This window comes from Polynucleobacter sp. AP-Titi-500A-B4 (assembly GCF_018688095.1).
Classification (GTDB): domain Bacteria; phylum Pseudomonadota; class Gammaproteobacteria; order Burkholderiales; family Burkholderiaceae; genus Polynucleobacter.
In genome coordinates, this window is sequence record NZ_CP061311.1 from 720,331 (window position 1) to 738,996 (window position 18,666).

At 48.0% G+C, this 18,666-nt stretch carries 17 protein-coding genes and 1 pseudogene; 17 read left to right on the plus strand and 1 reads right to left on the minus strand.

Translation table 11 applies throughout. The features are described 5' to 3' along the window. Positions 1–35 precede the first annotated feature (35 nt). The 5 genes and pseudogenes from surE (at position 36) to rlmD (ending at position 4,511) form a co-directional block, all read left to right on the plus strand. Positions 36–824 carry a 5'/3'-nucleotidase SurE gene (gene surE / locus FD968_RS03795; RefSeq protein ID WP_215367447.1) on the plus strand — a complete coding sequence of 263 codons (789 nt, stop codon included), beginning with the start codon at positions 36–38 and terminating at the stop codon, positions 822–824. Between the two features lie 29 nt (positions 825–853). Continuing rightward, positions 854–1,477 (plus strand): annotated as a pseudogene (locus FD968_RS03800) (protein-L-isoaspartate(D-aspartate) O-methyltransferase); the annotation flags it as partial. Further along, positions 1,474–2,259: a peptidoglycan DD-metalloendopeptidase family protein gene (locus FD968_RS03805; RefSeq protein ID WP_215367449.1), complete on the plus strand. Its 786-nt coding sequence runs from the start codon at positions 1,474–1,476 to the stop codon at positions 2,257–2,259. The pseudogene FD968_RS03800 and the gene FD968_RS03805, both read left to right, overlap by 4 nt. A 13-nt stretch (positions 2,260–2,272) precedes the next feature. Further along, positions 2,273–3,094, plus strand: a complete 822-nt coding sequence (locus FD968_RS03810) for a 3'-5' exonuclease (protein ID WP_215367450.1) — start codon at positions 2,273–2,275, stop codon at positions 3,092–3,094. After that, a complete protein-coding gene (gene rlmD, locus FD968_RS03815; RefSeq protein WP_215367451.1) occupies positions 3,087–4,511 on the plus strand; it encodes a 23S rRNA (uracil(1939)-C(5))-methyltransferase RlmD in 1,425 nt (474 codons plus the stop codon). The genes FD968_RS03810 and rlmD overlap by 8 nt, the downstream gene beginning before the upstream one ends. A 354-nt stretch (positions 4,512–4,865) precedes the next feature. Here the strand turns inward: rlmD and FD968_RS03820 are convergent, their stop codons facing one another. After that, on the minus strand, positions 4,866–5,567 hold the full coding sequence (locus tag FD968_RS03820) for a Bax inhibitor-1 family protein (RefSeq protein WP_215367452.1): 702 nt from the start codon (positions 5,565–5,567) through the stop codon (positions 4,866–4,868). 260 nt (positions 5,568–5,827) lie between these two features. On the opposite strand from FD968_RS03820, the gene ndk reads away from it, so the two are divergent. From ndk to FD968_RS03880, 12 genes are all read left to right on the plus strand, one after another. Then, entirely contained in the window at positions 5,828–6,253 is a 426-nt protein-coding gene (gene ndk / locus FD968_RS03825; RefSeq protein ID WP_215367453.1) for a nucleoside-diphosphate kinase, read from the plus strand. Positions 6,254–6,329: 76 nt separating this feature from the next. Beyond that, a complete protein-coding gene (gene rlmN, locus FD968_RS03830) occupies positions 6,330–7,481 on the plus strand; it encodes a 23S rRNA (adenine(2503)-C(2))-methyltransferase RlmN (protein ID WP_251367668.1) in 1,152 nt (383 codons plus the stop codon). Positions 7,482–7,494: 13 nt separating this feature from the next. Beyond that, positions 7,495–8,766, plus strand: a complete 1,272-nt coding sequence (gene ispG, locus FD968_RS03835) for a flavodoxin-dependent (E)-4-hydroxy-3-methylbut-2-enyl-diphosphate synthase (protein ID WP_215367989.1) — start codon at positions 7,495–7,497, stop codon at positions 8,764–8,766. A 40-nt stretch (positions 8,767–8,806) separates the two neighbouring features. Then, positions 8,807–10,141 (plus strand): histidine--tRNA ligase, encoded by a 1,335-nt coding sequence (gene hisS / locus FD968_RS03840; RefSeq protein WP_215367455.1) that lies wholly within the window; start codon positions 8,807–8,809, stop codon positions 10,139–10,141. A 72-nt stretch (positions 10,142–10,213) separates the two neighbouring features. Continuing rightward, positions 10,214–10,873, plus strand: coding sequence for a tetratricopeptide repeat protein (locus tag FD968_RS03845; protein WP_215367456.1), 660 nt, complete (start codon positions 10,214–10,216; stop codon positions 10,871–10,873). Positions 10,874–10,893: 20 nt separating this feature from the next. After that, positions 10,894–12,039: an outer membrane protein assembly factor BamB gene (gene bamB / locus FD968_RS03850; RefSeq protein ID WP_251367629.1), complete on the plus strand. Its 1,146-nt coding sequence runs from the start codon at positions 10,894–10,896 to the stop codon at positions 12,037–12,039. Further along, entirely contained in the window at positions 12,036–13,400 is a 1,365-nt protein-coding gene (gene der, locus FD968_RS03855; RefSeq protein ID WP_215367458.1) for a ribosome biogenesis GTPase Der, read from the plus strand. Before bamB ends, der begins: the two co-directional genes overlap by 4 nt. A gap of 182 nt (positions 13,401–13,582) precedes the next feature. Next, a complete protein-coding gene (hfq, locus tag FD968_RS03860) occupies positions 13,583–13,834 on the plus strand; it encodes an RNA chaperone Hfq (protein ID WP_215367459.1) in 252 nt (83 codons plus the stop codon). A gap of 70 nt (positions 13,835–13,904) precedes the next feature. Next, positions 13,905–15,068, plus strand: a complete 1,164-nt coding sequence (gene hflX, locus FD968_RS03865; RefSeq protein ID WP_251367630.1) for a GTPase HflX — start codon at positions 13,905–13,907, stop codon at positions 15,066–15,068. Next, positions 15,058–16,560, plus strand: a complete 1,503-nt coding sequence (gene hflK / locus FD968_RS03870) for an FtsH protease activity modulator HflK (protein WP_215367460.1) — start codon at positions 15,058–15,060, stop codon at positions 16,558–16,560. The genes hflX and hflK overlap by 11 nt, the downstream gene beginning before the upstream one ends. Next, a complete protein-coding gene (hflC, locus tag FD968_RS03875) occupies positions 16,560–17,429 on the plus strand; it encodes a protease modulator HflC (protein ID WP_215367461.1) in 870 nt (289 codons plus the stop codon). The genes hflK and hflC overlap by 1 nt, the downstream gene beginning before the upstream one ends. Positions 17,430–17,449: 20 nt before the next feature. Then, on the plus strand, positions 17,450–18,610 hold the full coding sequence (locus FD968_RS03880; RefSeq protein WP_215367462.1) for an ATP phosphoribosyltransferase regulatory subunit: 1,161 nt from the start codon (positions 17,450–17,452) through the stop codon (positions 18,608–18,610). The last annotated feature ends 56 nt before the right edge of the window (positions 18,611–18,666 follow it).

Consider the following 18,666-nt stretch of genomic DNA (forward strand, 5'->3'; position numbering starts at 1 on the left):
CAAATGAACTTCGAAAAACTGGAAAGCCTATATTCATGAGTGATCGTCAACCGCATATTCTGGTATCGAATGACGATGGCTATTTGGCTCCTGGCTTATTGGCTTTAGTGAACGCTGTACGTCCTTTGGGGCGCATTACCGTGATTGCTCCCGAGCAAAATCATAGTGGCGCTTCTAACTCGCTCACACTCTCAAGACCATTGTCGATTCATCGGGTAGCAGGTGGTGAGCGTGATGGCTTTTTCTTTATCAATGGCACGCCGACCGATTGTGTGCACGTTGCGATGACCGGTTTCTTAGATGAAAAACCCGACCTCGTGATCTCTGGTATCAATCAAGGTGAGAACATGGGCGAGGATGTGCTGTATTCAGGCACGGTTGCTGCGGCAGTTGAGGGTGTGATGTTTGGGGTTCCTGGGATTGCTTTCTCGCAAATTGATCGTGGTTGGAATCGCATTGAAGATGCTGCTAAAGCAGCACATGATGTGGTTGCGCAGATGTTGGCGTCTAAGCTCAGTCATAACGATGGCAGCGCAACTTTGCTCAATGTCAATATTCCCAATCGTCCTTATGCAGACTTATATCGCTGGCGTGTGACGCGCTTGGGTAATCGCCATCATTCACAACCAGTGGTGGTACAAGATAGCCCACGCGGTGAAAAGATCTATTGGATTGGTGCGGCTGGCGATGTCAAAGAAGGCTCTGAAGGTACCGACTTTCATGCGATCGATGAAGGTTGTATCTCCATTACGCCAATGCAATTAGATTTAACTCACCACACCCGTCTAGCGGCGATGCGTGCCAATGGTTGGGATCGCGGTTGAAAGCACCCACCGAGCGATTCGCCGCCTATCGTCAGGCCCTAGCAGCAAAAGTGCATGCTAGCGGCGTAAAGCACGGTAAAACATTAGAAGCGATTGCAACGGTGCCACGTCACGCATTTATGGATGCAGGTTTACATGCGCAGGCTTACGAAGATACGGCTTTACCGATTGGTCATGAGCAAACGATTTCTAAGCCATCTGTCGTAGCGCGCATGATTGAGTTGCTTCATCGACCAAAGCAACCCCTAGGTAAGGTGCTAGAAATTGGTACGGGTTGCGGCTATCAAGCAGCCGTGCTGAGCTTATTGGCAGATGAGGTCTATTCAATTGAGCGGATTCGTCCGCTGCACGATATGGCTAGAGCAAAGCTGCGCCCATTTCGGATAAATAATTTGCGCTTAATTTATGGCGATGGCATTTTGGGTTTGCCTCAGGCAGCTCCATTTGATGGAATTATTCTGGCTGCAGCGGGTTTAGGTATTCCGGATGCCTTACTAGATCAATTAGCGATCGGTGGGCGTTTGGTTGCCCCTGTTGCCAAAAACGAAAAAGAACAGCAGTTGGTCATGGTGGAAAGAATGAGCTCCCAGCGCTATCAAAGAACTGTGCTGGACGGGGTCTTTTTTGTCCCCTTACAATCAGGGGTAGTATGAAATCCATTGCAAATTCCATGACTCATTTATCTAAAAGCCTTCTGATCGCTATTTTGTCTGCATCTATGGTGCTGATCACAGGATGCACGACAACACCACGCGCAAAGCCTGCGGGTGTGACAGACCGCTCTAGTGGATCTGTTGCATCTGAGCCCGCGCCTCCTGGCTACTATCGCGTGAAGAAGGGTGACACCTTGGCGCGTATCGCTTTAGATCATGGTCAAGGACCGCGTGATGTAGCGCAGTGGAATAAAGCAGAAAATCCGAACTTCAATCCAAATGTGATTGAAGTGGGTGATTTGATTTTGATTAAGCCGCCAGTAACTAAAGCAGCTAAGCCAGTCGATAAAAAACCTGCAAGCACTGACAAAGTGGACACTCCAGCACCAGCAGAGGCTAGCAAGCCTGAGGTGGTGGCAGAACCCGGTATTCGTTTATCTTGGCCTGCCAAAGGCAAGGTCACCGGCGAATTTAACGAAACCAATAAAGGTATCGATATCGCTGGCAAAGTTGGTGAACCCGTATTGGCTGCAGCTGATGGAAAAGTGGTTTATGCCGGTAATAGTTTGCGTGGCTACGGTAACTTAGTGATTGTGAAACATGACAACACCTATCTCACTGCTTACGCACACAACAGCAAGCTTTTGGTCAAAGAGGGTGATAGCGTGCGTAAAGGTCAGAGGATTGCTGAGATGGGCGATACCGACACTAATTCACCAAAACTCCATTTTGAACTACGCGTTAACGGCAAGCCAGTAAACCCAACGCCGTACTTACAGTAAGACGGCTCAGCCTATGGCCACCGTTCTTGTCTTTGATATTGAAACCATTCCAGATATAGCGGGATTGCGTCGCCTCGAAGACTATCCAGATGCGATGACCGATGCCGAGGTGGCTGCCAAGGCGATGGCTGAGCGTGCCGCTAAAACGGGCAGTGAGTTTCTCCCTTTGTTTTTGCAAAAGATTATTGCGATCTCTTGTGTTATTCGTAGAACAACCAAGGAGGGTACTCCGCAAATTAAGGTGGGCACTTTAGGCACACCCCAAGATGATGAGAAGGTATTGGTTCAAGCCTTCTTTGATTTGATTGAGAAATACACACCACAACTCGTCTCTTGGAACGGCAGTGGCTTTGACCTGCCTGTGCTGCACTATCGCGCACTTGCTAATCACATTCAGGCGCCTCGTTATTGGGAAATGGGTGAGAGCCAAGAAGCCGATAGTCGCGACTTTAAGTGGAATAACTACATCAGTCGTTATCACATGCGCCATTTAGACATGATGGATCTCTTAGCTAAATTTAATGGCAGAGCTAATGCGCCATTAGATGGCTTGGCAAAACTGTGTGGCTTCCCGGGCAAGATGGGTATGGATGGCAGCCAAGTCTGGCCTGCATACCAAGAGGGCAAGATCAATGACATCCGTCGCTATTGTGAGACCGATGTGGTCAACACTTATTTGATGTACTGCCGCTTTCAATTGCTACGTGGTGGATTCTCATTAGAGGAATACCAAGAAGAAATTGATTTCGTCAAAGCTTATCTAGAAAAAGAAGCCAAAGAACCAAACGGTGGCCAGTGGCAAGAATATCTCCAGGGTTTTGCAGCGGATGCGTAGAGGCGATAAGCCAGTCAATATAGAAGTGACTGAGCCAGTACGGATTGAAGCACTCGATTTAGATGCCCAAGGCATTGCCCGCTTAACACCTAATGAAGAAGAGAGCGCACAAGGGCAGAGCGGTAAAGTCATTTTCATCAAAGGTGCGTTGCCAACAGAGCTCGTTACCTACACGATCACTAGTGATAAAGCTCGCTTTAGTAAGGCGAAGGTCCGCGAGATCTTAAAGCCTGCTGTCTTTAGGGCAGAGCCCAAGTGCGCAGCTTTTGGGGTGTGCGGTGGTTGCACCATGCAGCACTTAGATATTCGGGCACAAGTAGCCATGAAGCAGCGTGTTCTTGAGGATGATTTGCAACACATCGCCAAAGTAAAGCCTGAAGAAATTCTGCGCCCGATGGGCGGCCCCACTTGGGAATATCGTCATCGTGCTCGCTTGAGTGCAGTGAATCGATCGATTAAAAAAGGCACAGTGCTGATCGGTTTTCATGAAGGCAAGAGTGGCTATGTTGCTGACATGCTCGCTTGCGAGATTTTGCCGAAACCTGTTTCTGATTTGCTGCCAGAGTTGCGCAAATTGGTCATGGGTTTATCGATCGTCGATCGTATGCCGCAAATTGAAATTGCAGTAGGTGAGCCAGAAGATCCAAACTCAGAGGATCCCCAAAAAAGTAAACCGGTTACCGCTTTGGTATTTCGTCATCTGCAGCCCTTAACACCGGCTGACGAGCAGCTACTACGAGCATTTGCAGATCAGCATCATGTCTGGATCTGGCTCCAGCCCAAAGGGATTGAGACCGTGGCGCCGTTTTACCCAGAGACTGGCAAGCTTTGCTACCGCCTCCCAGAATTTGAAATAGAGATGCCATTTAAGCCTGCAGACTTTACGCAGGTCAACCACATGATGAATCGTGCCTTAGTGAGTAAGGCGATTCGCTTACTGGAAGTAAATGAAACCGATCGTGTACTCGACTTATTTTGTGGCATCGGTAATTTCACCTTACCACTCGCACGAAAAGCAAAAGCCGTTTTTGGCATTGAGGGTTTAGAGACGCTCACTACACGTGCAAAAGCCAATGCAGAGCACAACGGTCTAGAAGACAAGGCGAGCTTCATGCGCAGTGACTTATTTGAAGTGACCACTGAAACGATTGCATCCTGGGATAAAGCAGAGCGTTGGCTCATGGATCCACCGCGTGAAGGCGCGATGGAAATCTGTAAATCACTTGCAGATCTGCATTTGCAGAAGAGCGATTTGTTGCCAGAGCGGATTGTGTATGTCTCTTGCAACCCTAAAACTTTAGCCAGGGATGCAGATATTCTGTGCCACCACGCTGGCTATACCCTCAAAGGGGCGGGTATTGTGAACATGTTCCCGCACACCTCTCACGTCGAATCCATGGCGGTTTTTGTCCGCTAAACGCTCCTAAAGTCCTGATTTAGAAACTTTTTCACTCATTTGAGCGCCAAATGAGTGCATGAAGCATGCTCGCGGTGCAGTTGGGGGTTAGCAGGCTTTTACAGAAGCGTAGATTGAACTTGTAGGCAGAACTCAGTTTAGTTACGGATTCTGTCGACAATCATTCATCAACCACTGGGAGTGTGTCATGAGAGCCTCAGATAGTTTTGCAATCGTCTTGATTTTGATTGCACTGTCTTATGCGGTAAGCATGTTTGTCGCAACTTAATTGTTCCTGATAAACAAGCAGACAGAAGCTATAGCAAATAAAAAGGCGCCCGCAGGCGCCTTTGAGAGAACATCACACTTCAGTTCTTAATCTTTGTTGCCACCAAAGATGCCCAAGAGAGCGAGCAAGTTGGTGAAGACGTTATACACATCTAAGTAGATTGCTAATGTAGCCATGATGTAGTTGGTCTCACCACCATTGACGACGCGTTGCACGTCAACCAAGATGAAGGCGGAGAAGATGGCGATCGCTAGAACCATCACAGTCAACATCAGGGCAGGCAACTGCAACCAGATGTTTGCTAGGGAAGCAACGATCAAGAGCAGTACGCCAACCATCAACCACTTGCCCATACCAGCAAAGTCACTCTTGCTCACAGTAGCAATCGTGGCCATGGTGGCAAAGATTGCAGCTGTGCCGCCGAAGGACAGCATGATCAGAGCAGCGCCGTTGCTATAGCTGTTGAGCGTGAAGCCAACCAAACGGGACAACATGATGCCCATAAAGAAGGTGAAGCCCAACAGTAGGAGAACGCCTACGCCAGTCTCTTTATTCTTTTCAATTGCCCAGAAGAATCCAAAGGCCACTGCCATGAATACGATGAAGCCTAAGAAAGGGCTATCAGAAAATAGGTTGAGACCAGTCGCTACACCAAGCCATGCACCAATCACGGTTGGGACCATGGATAGGGCCAACAGGGCATAGGTATTGCGTAGTACGCGGTTGCGTACCTGGACGGTACTAATTGAGCCGGTTTGGCCAAAGCCGTAAGAGTTCAGATCACTCATATTGACTCCTTCTTTTTCATAGTTATTACAAGAGCCCACGAAGGGCTGTTGACACTAAGTATAGACAAAACACCCTAATTTCAAGTCCCCCCATAAAAGACCTACAAATTAAGGGTTTATGTCTTGTAAATTCAATGGCTTAGCCCTACAGGCATAGGGGTAAATACGGTCAAGCAATGTATAATTCGGGGGTCGCTGGGCTAGGGCGGATTATTGACCCTACCCAACAAATACCTTTGAAATCACTATTGGAGTCTTGAATGGCAATTGAACGCACCCTCTCTATTATCAAACCTGATGCTGTCGCTAAAAACGTCATCGGCAAAATCTATGACCGTTTTGAATCTGCTGGTTTGAAGATTGTGGCGTCCAAAATGGCGCATCTTTCACAATCTGAAGCGGAGCAGTTCTATGGCGTTCACAAAGATCGTCCTTTCTTCAAAGATTTGGTGAGCTTCATGATTTCTGGTCCAGTCATGATTCAAGTGTTGCAAGGCGAAGGCGCTATTGCGAAGAACCGTGATTTGATGGGTGCTACTGATCCGAAGAAAGCAGACAAAGGCACAATCCGTGCTGATTTTGCTGACAGCATTGATGCAAATGCTGTACACGGCTCTGACGCTCCTGAAACAGCTGCTGTGGAAGTTGCATTCTTCTTCCCAGGCATGAATGTTTTCAATCGTTAATCAATCACCTATTTATTGATAAGTAGGCGCATTGACCTCCCCGCGCGTAAATCTCTTAGATTTTGACGCTGACCAAATGGCGGCGTATGTCGCGGGGTTGAATGAAAAGCCCTTTCGGGCAAAGCAACTCATGCAGTGGATACACCAACGCGGTGTAGCTGACATCAACGACATGAGTGATTTAGCAAAAAGCTTTCGAGCCACCTTGCTAGATAAAGCGGAAGTACTGTCCCTTCCGATTATTAAAGATGAACACGCCGCAGACGGCACCCGCAAGTGGTTATTGGACGTAGGCGCAGGTAATGCGGTCGAGTCTGTCTATATTCCTGAGGATGATCGAGGTACCTTATGTATCTCTTCGCAGGCAGGTTGCGCAGTCAATTGCCGTTTTTGTTCAACAGGACATCAAGGTTTCTCGCGCAATCTCACCTCTGGTGAAATCATCGGACAACTCTGGTTTGCAGAACATTTATTGCGCAATGATCCAGAAGCCGTCCGCAGAATTGAAAAATATCCAACACCCGGCTGGGAGCACACAGGTCGTGTAATTTCTAACGTGGTGATGATGGGCATGGGTGAGCCCTTGCTCAACTATGACAACGTGGTCTCGGCATTGCGTTTAATGCTCGATGACAGGGCGTATGGTTTATCCCGTCGCCGTGTAACGGTTTCGACCTCTGGTGTGGTGCCGATGATTGATCGCTTGGCACAAGATTGCCCAGTGGCTTTAGCAGTTTCATTGCATGCACCTAACGATGCTTTACGTGATCAGCTAGTGCCTCTGAATCAAAAGTACCCACTCCGTGAGTTACTTGCCGCCTGTGAGCGTTACTTGCCATTTGCGCCAAGAGACTTCTTGACCTTTGAATACTGCATGCTTGATGGTGTGAATGACTCTGATATTCAGGCAAAAGAACTCGTGCGTTTGCTCAAGAACATCAAATGCAAAATTAACTTGATCCCTTTTAACCCCTTCCCAGAATCAGGCCTCAAGCGCTCGTCAGCTCAACGCGTAAATACCTTTGCTAGTATCTTGCTAGATGCAGGCATGGTTGCGACAGTGCGCAAGACCCGTGGTGATGACATTGCAGCAGCCTGTGGCCAGTTAGCAGGAGATGTGGTGGATCGCACTCGAGTGCGTGAGCGTGATGTCCACAAAGCTGAGATTGAGATTACTGAAGTCCAAGCAAGTGAGCAGCCAATTGAGTGGCTCAAAAAGTTAAATTAAAGATGGGATCATGATGAGCTCTAATAATTCATTACCTCCACTTCCATTGGGACCCTCTCCTAAGAGAGAAACACGTCAAGCAACGGTCGCTTGGAAAACTAACATCATTACTGTGGGTGGTGATGCGCCAGTGCGCGTTCAGTCCATGACCAATACTGATACTGCAGATGCAGTCGGCACAGCGATTCAAGTAAAAGAATTAGCGCGGGCTGGTTCAGAGATGGTGCGCATTACTGTAAACACCCCAGAAGCTGCGGCAGCGGTTCCTTATATTCGCGAACAGCTCGATAAGATGGATGTCTTAGTGCCATTGATTGGTGACTTTCATTACAACGGACACACTTTATTAAATGATTACCCAGAGTGCGCCAAAGCACTGTCGAAGTACCGCATCAATCCAGGGAATGTGGGTAAGGGCGCGAAGCGCGATCCCCAATTTGCGCAAATGATTGAAGCAGCGTGCAAATATGACAAGCCTATTCGTATTGGCGTGAACTGGGGTAGCTTAGATCAAGATCTATTAGCCTCCATCATGGATGCGAATGCGAGCTTGCCTAATCCCAAGACTGCGCAAGAGGTGATGATAGAAGCGCTGATTCAGTCGGCCTTACAGTCTGCTGAGAAAGCCGTTGAGTTGGGCATGAACCCCAATCAAATTTTGCTCTCCTGCAAAGTCAGTAATGTGCAAGACTTGGTTGCGGTCTATCGTGATCTAGCGCGTCGCTCTGACTATCCATTGCACTTAGGTTTAACCGAGGCTGGTATGGGAAGCAAAGGCATTGTGTCTTCTACTGCAGCCATGGGTATCTTGTTGCAAGAGGGTATTGGCGACACGATTCGTGTTTCCTTAACGCCAGACCCTGGCGCACCCCGTGAAAATGAAGTGATCGTTGCCCAAGAGATTTTGCAAACCATGGGCTTGCGCAACTTTACGCCAATGGTGATTGCTTGTCCTGGTTGCGGAAGAACGACCAGCACTACTTTCCAAGAGCTAGCAGCTGACATTCAATCCTATTTACGTCAGCAGATGCCGATTTGGAAGAAAACTCACCCAGGCGTAGAGAATATGAATGTGGCGGTGATGGGTTGTATCGTCAATGGCCCTGGAGAAAGCAAGCATGCCAATATCGGCATCTCTTTGCCAGGGACAGGCGAAACACCAGCAGCCCCAGTCTTCGTAGATGGCGTTAAAGTGAAGACATTGCGTGGCGAGAATATTGCCCAAGACTTTCAGGTGATTGTTGATGACTATGTCAAACAAAACTACGCAGCCAAGAATGCCTAAAGCGATTCATCAAGCGAAATCGATAGAAGAACAATAAAAAATGACCGACCAGAGTAACGATAAAGTTCAAAAAACACAAAAGACGCAGAAAATTAACGGCGTACGTGGCATGAACGATTTGCTGCCAGCCGATGCTGCGCAGTGGGCACATCTTGAGCATGTCTTGCGTGATTTGACACGTGCTTACGGCTATGAGTTTTTGAGAACGCCGATTGTGGAAGCAACAGCAGTATTTCAGCGGGGCATTGGCGAGGTTACTGACATCGTTGAAAAAGAAATGTATTCCTTTGAGGATCGCTTGAATGGTGAGCAACTCACTTTGCGCCCTGAAGGTACTGCAGCACTCGTGCGCTCCGTGATTGAAAACAATTTGCTATACGAAGGACCTAAGCGTCTTTGGTATACCGGCCCTATGTTCCGTCATGAGCGTCCACAACGCGGCCGCTATCGCCAGTTCCACCAGTTTGGTGTTGAGGCGCTAGGCTTTGCTGGTCCCGACATCGATGCTGAAATTATTCTCATGGGTCAACGCCTCTGGGATGAGCTCGGCTTAAAGGGTGTGCGACTTGAGGTGAACTCTTTAGGTCAAGCCAATGAGCGGGCAGAGCATCGCGCTGCTTTGGTAAAGTACTTTGAGAAAAACCAATCTCAATTGGATGAAGATTCACAACGCCGCTTACTGACAAATCCTTTGCGTATATTGGATTCTAAAAATCCAGAGATGCAGGCTTTGATCGAAGGCGCACCTAAATTATTGGATTTCTTGGGCGAAGAATCACTGCAGCATTTCAATGCAGTTCAAGCCATTCTCAAAGCGAATAACATTCCTTGCAAAATCAATCCTCGATTAGTGCGTGGCTTGGATTACTACAACCTCACTGTATTCGAATGGATTACAGAAGAGTTGGGCGCGCAGGGCACTATTGCTGGCGGCGGTCGCTACGACCCATTGATCGAGCGTATGGGTGGTAAAGCGGCGCCAGCTTGTGGTTGGGCAATGGGTATGGAGCGCGTATTAGAGTTGATGAAGGTTTCTGGTTCATTGCCAGAAGCACAAGCGCAATGCGATATCTTTGTGTTGCATCAAGGTGGCGAGACATTAACAACGGCCATGATTATTGCCGAGCGCTTGCGTAGCGCTGGTATCGATACCATCCTTTTCTGCCCTCCAGATGGTCAATCAGCCAGCTTTAAGTCGCAAATGAAGAAAGCGGATGCCAGTGGCGCAGCCTTTGCGGTCATTATTGGCCCTGATGAATTAGCCAAAAATGAGGCGCAACTCAAAGACTTACGGGGTACAGGTGAGCAAAAGTCTATTCCCCTAGACGGCGTGCTGGAAGCGGCAATTGATGCCCTAGTAGGCGCCTCCGAATAGAATACAGAAGTGCCGATTCCTATCAATGGGAATAGGTATGCAATAAATATTGATTAATTAGCTTGGATTGACATGCCTTTAGATCTAGAAGAACAAGAACAGTTAGACCAACTCAAAGCGTTTTGGCAAAAGTATCGCAACTTGATTACAGGTGTCGTGACGGCCGCTTTGTTTGCCTATGCTGCCTATAGTGGATATCAGTGGTGGCGCAATAGCCAAGCACTTGAAGCCTCTAAGCTTTACGAAACCATGGTGAGCGCAATTGCCAAGGGTGATAAAGATCAAACTTTACGTGCAGCCGATGATTTGCAAAAAGACTTTGCTCGTACCCCTTACGCACCGATGTCGAGTTTGATTGCTGCTCGAATTGCAGCTGACGCAGGCGATAGCGCAAAAGCATTGGATTATTTGCGTTGGGCTGCTAAGAATGCCTCCAATGATGGTTACCTTGCTTTGGCAAAGTTGCGTTTGGTATCTCAATTAATAGAGCAGGGTACTGATAAAGATTTTGCAGAAGCTGATCAAATTCTGAAAGACAAACCAGTACCAGGCTTTGAAGCTTTGTGGCTTGAGCGCCGTGGAGATTGGTACTTGGCACAGAAGAAAAATGCCGAAGCAAAAACAAGCTATCAAGATGCATGGAAACAATTAGATCAAGCAAAAGAGTTTCCTGAAGAGGCGCGCCGCCTCTTGAAGGTGAAGTTAGATGCTGTTGGAGGAATTGCTCAGTGATGGTCGTAGTCAACAAATCGGTGAAACGTAGTTTCAAGCTCGTCAGTAATGCTCTGATCATTGGTGTCATTGCCTCAGCTTTAGTGGCCTGCTCGGGCAGTTCACGTGTGCGTAAGCCAGCAGAGTTGGTTTCAGTATCGAACCAATTTGATTTGCAGCCTGTATGGTCAACGAGTGTTGGCTCATCTGAGACCTTCAATTTTCACCCTGTAGTTGCAGGTGATGCCGTCTATGCAGCATCACATCGCGGCAACTTAGCCAAAATTGATTTGATGTCAGGCAACAAAATGTGGGAAGCCTCGGTTCCTGAACGTTTAGCGATTGGTCCTGGCTCTGATGGTCGCGTAACCGTTGCAGTGAGCATTAAAGGCAATGTCTACGCTTATGACGATACCGGCAAGCCAATCTGGAATGTGAGCGTGGGCAGTGAAGTATTAAGTGAGCCTGTGGTTGCTGGTGGCATTGTGGTGATTCGCGCACTTGATAATCGCTTCATTGGCCTGGATGCCCAAACTGGCGTTCGTAAGTGGATTTATCAGCGTCAACAATCTGCTTTGTCATTGCGTGTTGGTTATGGCATGTTGCCTATTAATAATGAAGTGATCGTGACGGGCTTTGCCGGTGGTCGCTTTGGCATGATCGCGATTGGAAATGGTGGCTTGGTTTGGGAGACCCCCGTGTCTTTTCCAAAAGGCTTCTCTGAGATTGAGCGCTTGAATGACGTAACAGCTAAGCCAAGTATGGAAGGCGACATTATTTGCGCTGTCTCCTATCAAGGCCGTATTGGTTGTGGTCAAGCGCGTACCGGAAATCTATTGTGGTTTAAGGATTACTCAAGCTATACCGGTACGGCGCAAAGTCGAGATTTGGTTTTCTCGGCAAACGAAAAGTCTTACGTCACCGCCTTTGCAACTAAGGATGGTAGCCAAGCTTGGGAGAACACCCAACTCACATTCCGTGATGTGGGTGAACCTTTAGCAGTGGGCAGAGTATTGCTCATGGGTGATGCTCAAGGTTATGTTCATGCATTTTCACAGGCGAATGGCGAGATGGTTGCGCGTATCCGTCACGACAGTAGTCCAATCTCAGCCGCCCCAATTGCAGTGGGTGGCCTCATCTTGATTCAATCTCAAGGTGGAAAAATCGCAGCGTACAGTCCAAAATGAATCCAGTCATCACTATCGTCGGCCGCCCGAATGTCGGGAAGTCGACACTCTTTAATCGCTTAACGCGTTCACGTGATGCATTGGTTGCGGATTTCTCTGGCTTAACTAGAGATCGTCACTACGGCAAAGGTCGGATTGGTGAACGTGCTTTCATTTGCGTCGATACCGGCGGTTTTGAGCCAGTTGCCAAGACCGGCATTGTTGCCGAGATGGCTAAACAAACTAAACAAGCTGTCGCTGAATCCGATATTGTGATTTTCTTGGTGGATGGTCGCCTGGGTATGGCGCCACAAGATCGTGTCATTGCAGACTTCTTGCGCAAGACCGGAAGACCGGTCATTCTGGCGGTCAATAAAACTGAAGGCATGCAAGCTGGCGTTGTCACTGCTGACTTTCATGAGCTTGGTTTAGGTGAGCCATTTCCGATTTCTTCTGCACACGGCGACGGTGTCCGTGGGCTGATTGATGACGCCTTAGATTCATTAGGGATTGCTGAGCCAGACGAAGAAGAATTAGCGAGTGACCCAAATCGCCCCATGAAGATTGCGGTAGTAGGGCGCCCTAACGTTGGTAAGTCCACCTTAATTAATAAATTGATTGGCGAAGAGCGCGTGATTGCGTTTGATATGCCAGGCACAACGCGAGATGCGATCGAAGTACCGTTTGAGCGTAATGGCAAGCCATACATCTTGGTTGATACAGCAGGCTTACGTCGTCGCGGTAAAGTCTTTGAAGCGATTGAGAAGTTCTCTGTAGTGAAAACTTTGCAAGCGATTGCAGATTGCAATGTTGTGATACTGATGCTGGATGCGCAGCAAGATATTTCTGAGCAAGATGCGCACATTGCAGGGTTTATTGTGGAAGCAGGGCGTGCACTGGTGGTTGCAGTGAACAAGTGGGATGGTATTGATGCCTATGTCAAAGAGCGTGCGCGTTTAGAGATTGCTCAAAAGTTGCGTTTCTTGGACTTTGCTAACGTGCATCCGATTTCTGCGAAAAAAGGCACGGGGCTAAAGGAACTCTTTAAAGACGTCGATGCCGCTTATGCTGCAGCGATGGCAAAGTTGCCCACTCCACGATTGACCCGCATTTTGCAAGAAGCTATCGAACACCAACAGCCCAAACGGGTTGGCATGGGTCGTCCAAAATTACGTTATGCACACCAAGGGGGCATGAACCCTCCAATCGTGGTGATTCATGGAACATCACTGAGTGGTGTGACTGATAGCTATAAACGCTATCTAGAAGGTCGCTTTAGGGATGTCTTCAAGCTACGCGGAACGCCTTTGCGGATTCAGATGAATACCGCCAAAAACCCCTATGTGGATGCTGATAAGGGTAAAAAGGGCAAAAAGCGCTAGTTTGCGCTAAGCTTTCTATTCTGAATGTCATCAGGACTTGATTTTTATGAAATTAAGCCCAATATAGAGAGTTCGTACAAGATTTGGTTATCTCGGAAGCAAGGGTTTAAAGGTTTTATTTAGTAAAAAGAAAAAGCAAGACTCCCAAAAAAGCAACTTAGCAAAAATAATGAAGGAGCAGTATGAGTAATAGCAACTCCAACAAAATCCAATTACTACAGGATCCATTTCTCAATGCGCTTCGCAAAGAGCACATTCCTGTTTCGATCTATCTCGTCAACGGTATTAAGTTGCAGGGCAATATTGAATCATTCGATCAATATGTTGTGCTCCTTCGCAATACGGTGACGCAGATGGTTTACAAACATGCAATCTCCACGATCGTTCCTGCTCGTGCGATTGATTTCCGTGTAGAAGAAGCTAGCTCTGTATAAAACTGGAGTAGATGCAGCACGCGCCGTTCTGGTTGGGGTTGATACCGGACGCGAAGATTTTGCAGACAGTATGGCCGAGCTCAGCCTCTTGGCTGATAGTGCCGGCTCTATCCCCTCAGCTAGTGTTATTGCTCGCAAAGGCAGAACCGATCCTGCCCTATTTATTGGATCTGGAAAAGCCAACGAACTCAAGCGCGTGATGGAAGAGCATGATGCTGAATTAGCAATCTTCAATCACCCCTTATCGCCAACGCAGCAACGTAATCTAGAGCGTCACATCGGGCGCCATGTGATGGATCGCACCGGCTTGATTTTGGATATCTTTAGTCAACGCGCACAAAGTCATATTGGTAAGACCCAGGTGGAGTTGGCGCAAGTACGCTATCGCATGTCTCGTCTAGTGCGCGCATGGAGTCACTTAGAGCGTCAGCGCGGCGGTATTGGTGTACGTGGTGGTCCTGGTGAAACGCAGATGGAGTTGGACCGCCGGATGTTGGCGACTAAAGCCAAGCGCCTTGAAAATGAATTAGAAAAGCTGCAACGCCAGCAAAGAACCCAAAGAAGGGCGCGCAACCGCAAGGACGTGTTCTCAGTTTCTTTGGTGGGGTATACCAATGCTGGTAAATCGACTCTTTTTAATGCTTTAACCAAAGCGGGTACCTATGCTGCCGATCAGCTATTTGCCACCCTAGACACCACCTCAAGAAGGGTTCATCTCGATGGGGTAGGCTCGATTGTGGTCTCCGATACCGTAGGATTTATCCGAGATTTGCCGCACCAGCTGGTAGAGGCTTTTAGGGCCACTTTGGACGAAACCATTCACGCTGACCTGATTTTGCATGTGATTGATGCCTGTAGCCCAGTCGCCAAGGAGCAAAAAGCGGAGGTAGAGGCAGTTTTGCAAGAAATCGGGGCTGATGACATCCCTCGGATCGAGGTGATGAATAAGATCGACCTCATGCCCCAAACCTTTACCCGTGGGGCTGTTTTAGAGCGGGATCACCAAGGATTCCCAAGTGAGATTTTCCTGTCAGCCCAAACGGGCTTAGGCCTTGATTTACTAAGGTTAAGCTTGGCGGAATGCTCCCAAATGACTGATAAAATGAGGAGTGAACACAACCGTGCCAAGACTCAGATGGCTCCGGACGAGTTTTTAGCCCCTTTACCAGAACGACCAGAATCATCCGAATTTAATCCGATTCCTAACCGAAGCTACTTTTCTAATGATGCGTAAATTTCTAGGCCTTTTTTCGGTCAATGACCCAGGTTGGGGCAATAGCCACAACAGCGGATCTAAAGATGCCAAAGATGGGCAGGGGAATGAACAAGCTCCAAAAGTTGATCCTGAGAATAAACCTACAGATCAACCAAACAATCCACCAACAAGCCAACCTAAGAAACCAGATGGTCCACCAGATTTGGATGAGTTGTGGCGTGATTTCAATGACAGAATCGCTGGCATTTTTGGCGGCAAGAAAAGACCAAGCATTAATCCAGGTCCCGCTGTAAACAAGCCTAACAGCGGTGACATTCCTCCGCCATCTCAGCGTGGCAGTGGAGGCGGTAATGGCGCAGGTCCAATGGGCCCCAACTTTAATTTCACCAATCCATTTAGCCCTAAGAGTGGTCCATTAGTAGCTCTAGGCATTGTTGTCTTTATGTGGGTTTGTAGTGGCTTCTTCATTATTCAAGAAGGTCAAGCTGGGGTTGTGATGACCTTTGGTAAGTACGACTACACCGCTAAGCCAGGTATTAACTGGCGTATGCCTTGGCCGATTCAGTCGGATGAGACAGTCAACCTCTCTGGTGTGCGTTCAGTAGAAGTGGGTCGTCCTGTATTAATTAAAGCAACCAATCAAAAAGACTCTTCGATGCTGACCGAAGATGAAAATATTATTGATGTGCGCTTTGCCGTGCAATATCGCTTGAAAGATCCAACGGATTATTTGTTTAATAATCGCGATCCAGATGCTGCGGTCATACAAGCTGCGGAAACTGCGGTGCGTGAGATTGTGGCTCGTAGCAAGATGGATACCGTCTTGTATGAAGGGCGCGAGAAGATTGGTATTGATCTTGCCAACTCCATTCAAAAGATTTTGGATAGTTATAAGACCGGTATTTATGTCACCAGCGTGACTGTACAAAACGTGCAACCACCAGAGCAAGTACAAGCAGCGTTTGATGATGCAGTGAAAGCTGGACAGGATCAGGAGCGCTTGAAGAGCGAAGGTCAGGCATACGCTAATGACATCATCCCGCGCGCCAAAGGTACTGCAGCGCGTTTAATTCAGGAGGCTGAGGGCTATAAAGCCCGTGTAGTCGCCACTGCAGAGGGTGATGCCACTCGCTTTAAGCAAATCTTGGTGGAGTATTCCAAGGCGCCACAAGTGACACGTGATCGGATGTACATCGATACGATGCGTGAAATGTATAACAACGTGACCAAAATTTTGGTTGACACCACTAAGAGTAATAGCCTCTTGTATTTGCCGCTCGATAAGATCGTTGCACAAGTGAGCGCTGAAAGCGCACAAGCAGCTAACACTCAAGTTAATCAAGGTTCAACCGCTACTACACCGACTGGTTCAGTCACCGTAGGTGGAGCCACTGGAGTAAACAATCCAGCGCCATCAACTTCAGCGCCTTCAGCAACACCAAGCTCTAGCAATGACAGGGCAGGAGACAAGCGTGATGGCCTGCGCAGTCGTGATCGGGAGTCTCGCTGATGAATGCTAATCGCCTGATTGCCGCCGCTGTTGGCTTTATTGCACTCATCTATGTGCTGTCTTCGAGCATCTTCGTTGTAGATCAACGCAAGTTTGCTGTGGTCTTCTCTTTTGGTCAGATCGTCCGCGTGATTGAGAAACCAGGCTTGCAAGTCAAGTACCCAGGCCCATTTGAGAGTGTGCGTTTCTTTGACCGCCGTATTCTGACGATCGACAACCCAGAGGCAGAGCGCTTTATTACCGCTGAGAAGAAGAACCTTTTAGTCGATTCCTATGTGAAGTGGCGCATTGTGGATCCTCGCAAGTTCTTCATCAGTTTTAAAGGTGATGAGCGCTTAGCGCAAGATCGCTTAACCCAGTTAGTTCGCTCCGCATTAAATGAAGAGTTCACTAAACGCACTGTGCGTGAGTTGATTTCTGACCAGCGCGAAGAGGTAATGCAGGGTATTCGTAAAAAGGTCGCTGACGATGCATCTGATATCGGCGTCGAGATTGTGGACGTTCGCTTAAAGCGTGTTGACCTACTTGCGGAGATTAGTGATTCTGTCTATCGCCGTATGGAAGCAGAGCGTAAGCGGGTTGCTAATGAGCTCCGTTCTACGGGTGCAGCAGAGTCTGACAAGATTCGTGCAAATGCAGAACGTCAACGCGATACGATTTTGGCTGAAGCCTATCGTGACGCTCAAAAGATTAAGGGAGCAGGGGATGCGAAGGCTACCTCGCTATATGCCGAGGCATTTGGACGCGATCCACAGTTTGCTCAGTTCTATCAGAGCTTAGAGGCTTATCGTAACTCTTTCAAAGACAAGAAAGACGTGATGGTAGTTGAGCCCAATGGCGAGTTCTTCAAGTTTCTGCACAAAAAATAAGAAAGTAAATAAGCTAGATCATGAATCGTTGGTTACTTCCCGAAGATATTGCAGATGTTTTGCCAGCCGAGGCTCGCAAGGTAGAGACTTTGCGTCGTTCTCTTTTGGATTTGTATCAATCTTATGGTTATGAATTAGTCGCGCCTCCTATTTTGGAGTTCTTGGACTCACTCTTAACGGGTACTGGCTCTGACCTCAACTTGCAAACCTTTAAGTTGGTTGATCAATTGTCTGGTCGTACATTGGGACTGCGTGCCGACATTACGCCGCAAGTTGCCCGTATTGATGCCCACTTGCTCAATCGCGCAGGGGTAACCCGACTTTGCTATGCAGGCTCTGTAGCGCATGCTCGCACGCCAGTCGGCAGTTCATCCCGTGAGCAATTGCAATTGGGTGCGGAGATTTATGGCTGTGCCAATTGGGAAGCAGACTTTGAGGCAATTACCTTATTGCTCAAGACCTTAGATGTTGCTGGACTCAAGAAGGTTTATTTGGATTTGTCGCACGCTGGTATCTTGACAGGTATTTTGGCTGATCAAAAGCTCGATAAAGAAACGATTGAATCTTTGTATGGTTTATTACAAAGCAAGGATCGCCCCCGTTTAAAACAATGGGCTACCTGCTTGCCTGCCAAAGTTGCAGAAGCATTGCTAGCCTTAACTGAACTTAATGGGCCTTGTTCTGAAGTATTAGTAAAAGCGAAGCAGTTATTGCCTAAGCACGCTGCAATCGATCAAGCCTTGGCTGATTTAGAACGCATTGTTTCTGCTGCAAATACTAAGGCTGGCTTAGAACTCAGCATTGATTTGGCTGATCTGCGTGGTTATCAATATCACAGCGGCGTGATGTTTGCCGCCTATGTTGATGGCTTGCCACAACCTATTGCTAGAGGTGGTCGCTATGATCAAGTGGGCCAGGCATTTGGTCGTTCACGTCCGGCTACCGGTTTCTCTTTAGATTTGCTGACATTGGCCAGCCTCTCCACATTAAATGTTCGTAAGCTCGCGATTCTTGCGCCTTGGCTTCAAGATGCGGCTTTGGACAAAGCGATTGCCGAGTTACGCAACAGTGGCGAAGTGGTGATTCAGGTGCTCGCTGGCGATTCCGTGGAAGCAGCTGAATATCAATGTGATCGTGAGTTGGTGAAGCAGGGCAGCTCTTGGGAAGTAAAGAAGAAATAAGCAGAAGCAAGGCCACTCGTCATTATTTAACTAAATCAATACTTAAACTATTTTGT

Coding starts and splice junctions, on each gene's coding strand:
- surE (WP_215367447.1), top strand. CDS start 36: ATGAGTGATCGTCAACCGCATATTCTGGTATCGAATGACGATGGCTAT.
- FD968_RS03805 (WP_215367449.1), top strand. CDS start 1,474: ATGAAATCCATTGCAAATTCCATGACTCATTTATCTAAAAGCCTTCTG.
- FD968_RS03810 (WP_215367450.1), top strand. CDS start 2,273: ATGGCCACCGTTCTTGTCTTTGATATTGAAACCATTCCAGATATAGCG.
- rlmD (WP_215367451.1), top strand. CDS start 3,087: ATGCGTAGAGGCGATAAGCCAGTCAATATAGAAGTGACTGAGCCAGTA.
- FD968_RS03820 (WP_215367452.1), bottom strand. CDS start 5,567: ATGAGTGATCTGAACTCTTACGGCTTTGGCCAAACCGGCTCAATTAGT.
- ndk (WP_215367453.1), top strand. CDS start 5,828: ATGGCAATTGAACGCACCCTCTCTATTATCAAACCTGATGCTGTCGCT.
- rlmN (WP_251367668.1), top strand. CDS start 6,330: ATGGCGGCGTATGTCGCGGGGTTGAATGAAAAGCCCTTTCGGGCAAAG.
- ispG (WP_215367989.1), top strand. CDS start 7,495: ATGAGCTCTAATAATTCATTACCTCCACTTCCATTGGGACCCTCTCCT.
- hisS (WP_215367455.1), top strand. CDS start 8,807: ATGACCGACCAGAGTAACGATAAAGTTCAAAAAACACAAAAGACGCAG.
- FD968_RS03845 (WP_215367456.1), top strand. CDS start 10,214: ATGCCTTTAGATCTAGAAGAACAAGAACAGTTAGACCAACTCAAAGCG.
- der (WP_215367458.1), top strand. CDS start 12,036: ATGAATCCAGTCATCACTATCGTCGGCCGCCCGAATGTCGGGAAGTCG.
- hfq (WP_215367459.1), top strand. CDS start 13,583: ATGAGTAATAGCAACTCCAACAAAATCCAATTACTACAGGATCCATTT.
- hflX (WP_251367630.1), top strand. CDS start 13,905: ATGGCCGAGCTCAGCCTCTTGGCTGATAGTGCCGGCTCTATCCCCTCA.
- hflK (WP_215367460.1), top strand. CDS start 15,058: ATGATGCGTAAATTTCTAGGCCTTTTTTCGGTCAATGACCCAGGTTGG.
- hflC (WP_215367461.1), top strand. CDS start 16,560: ATGAATGCTAATCGCCTGATTGCCGCCGCTGTTGGCTTTATTGCACTC.
- FD968_RS03880 (WP_215367462.1), top strand. CDS start 17,450: ATGAATCGTTGGTTACTTCCCGAAGATATTGCAGATGTTTTGCCAGCC.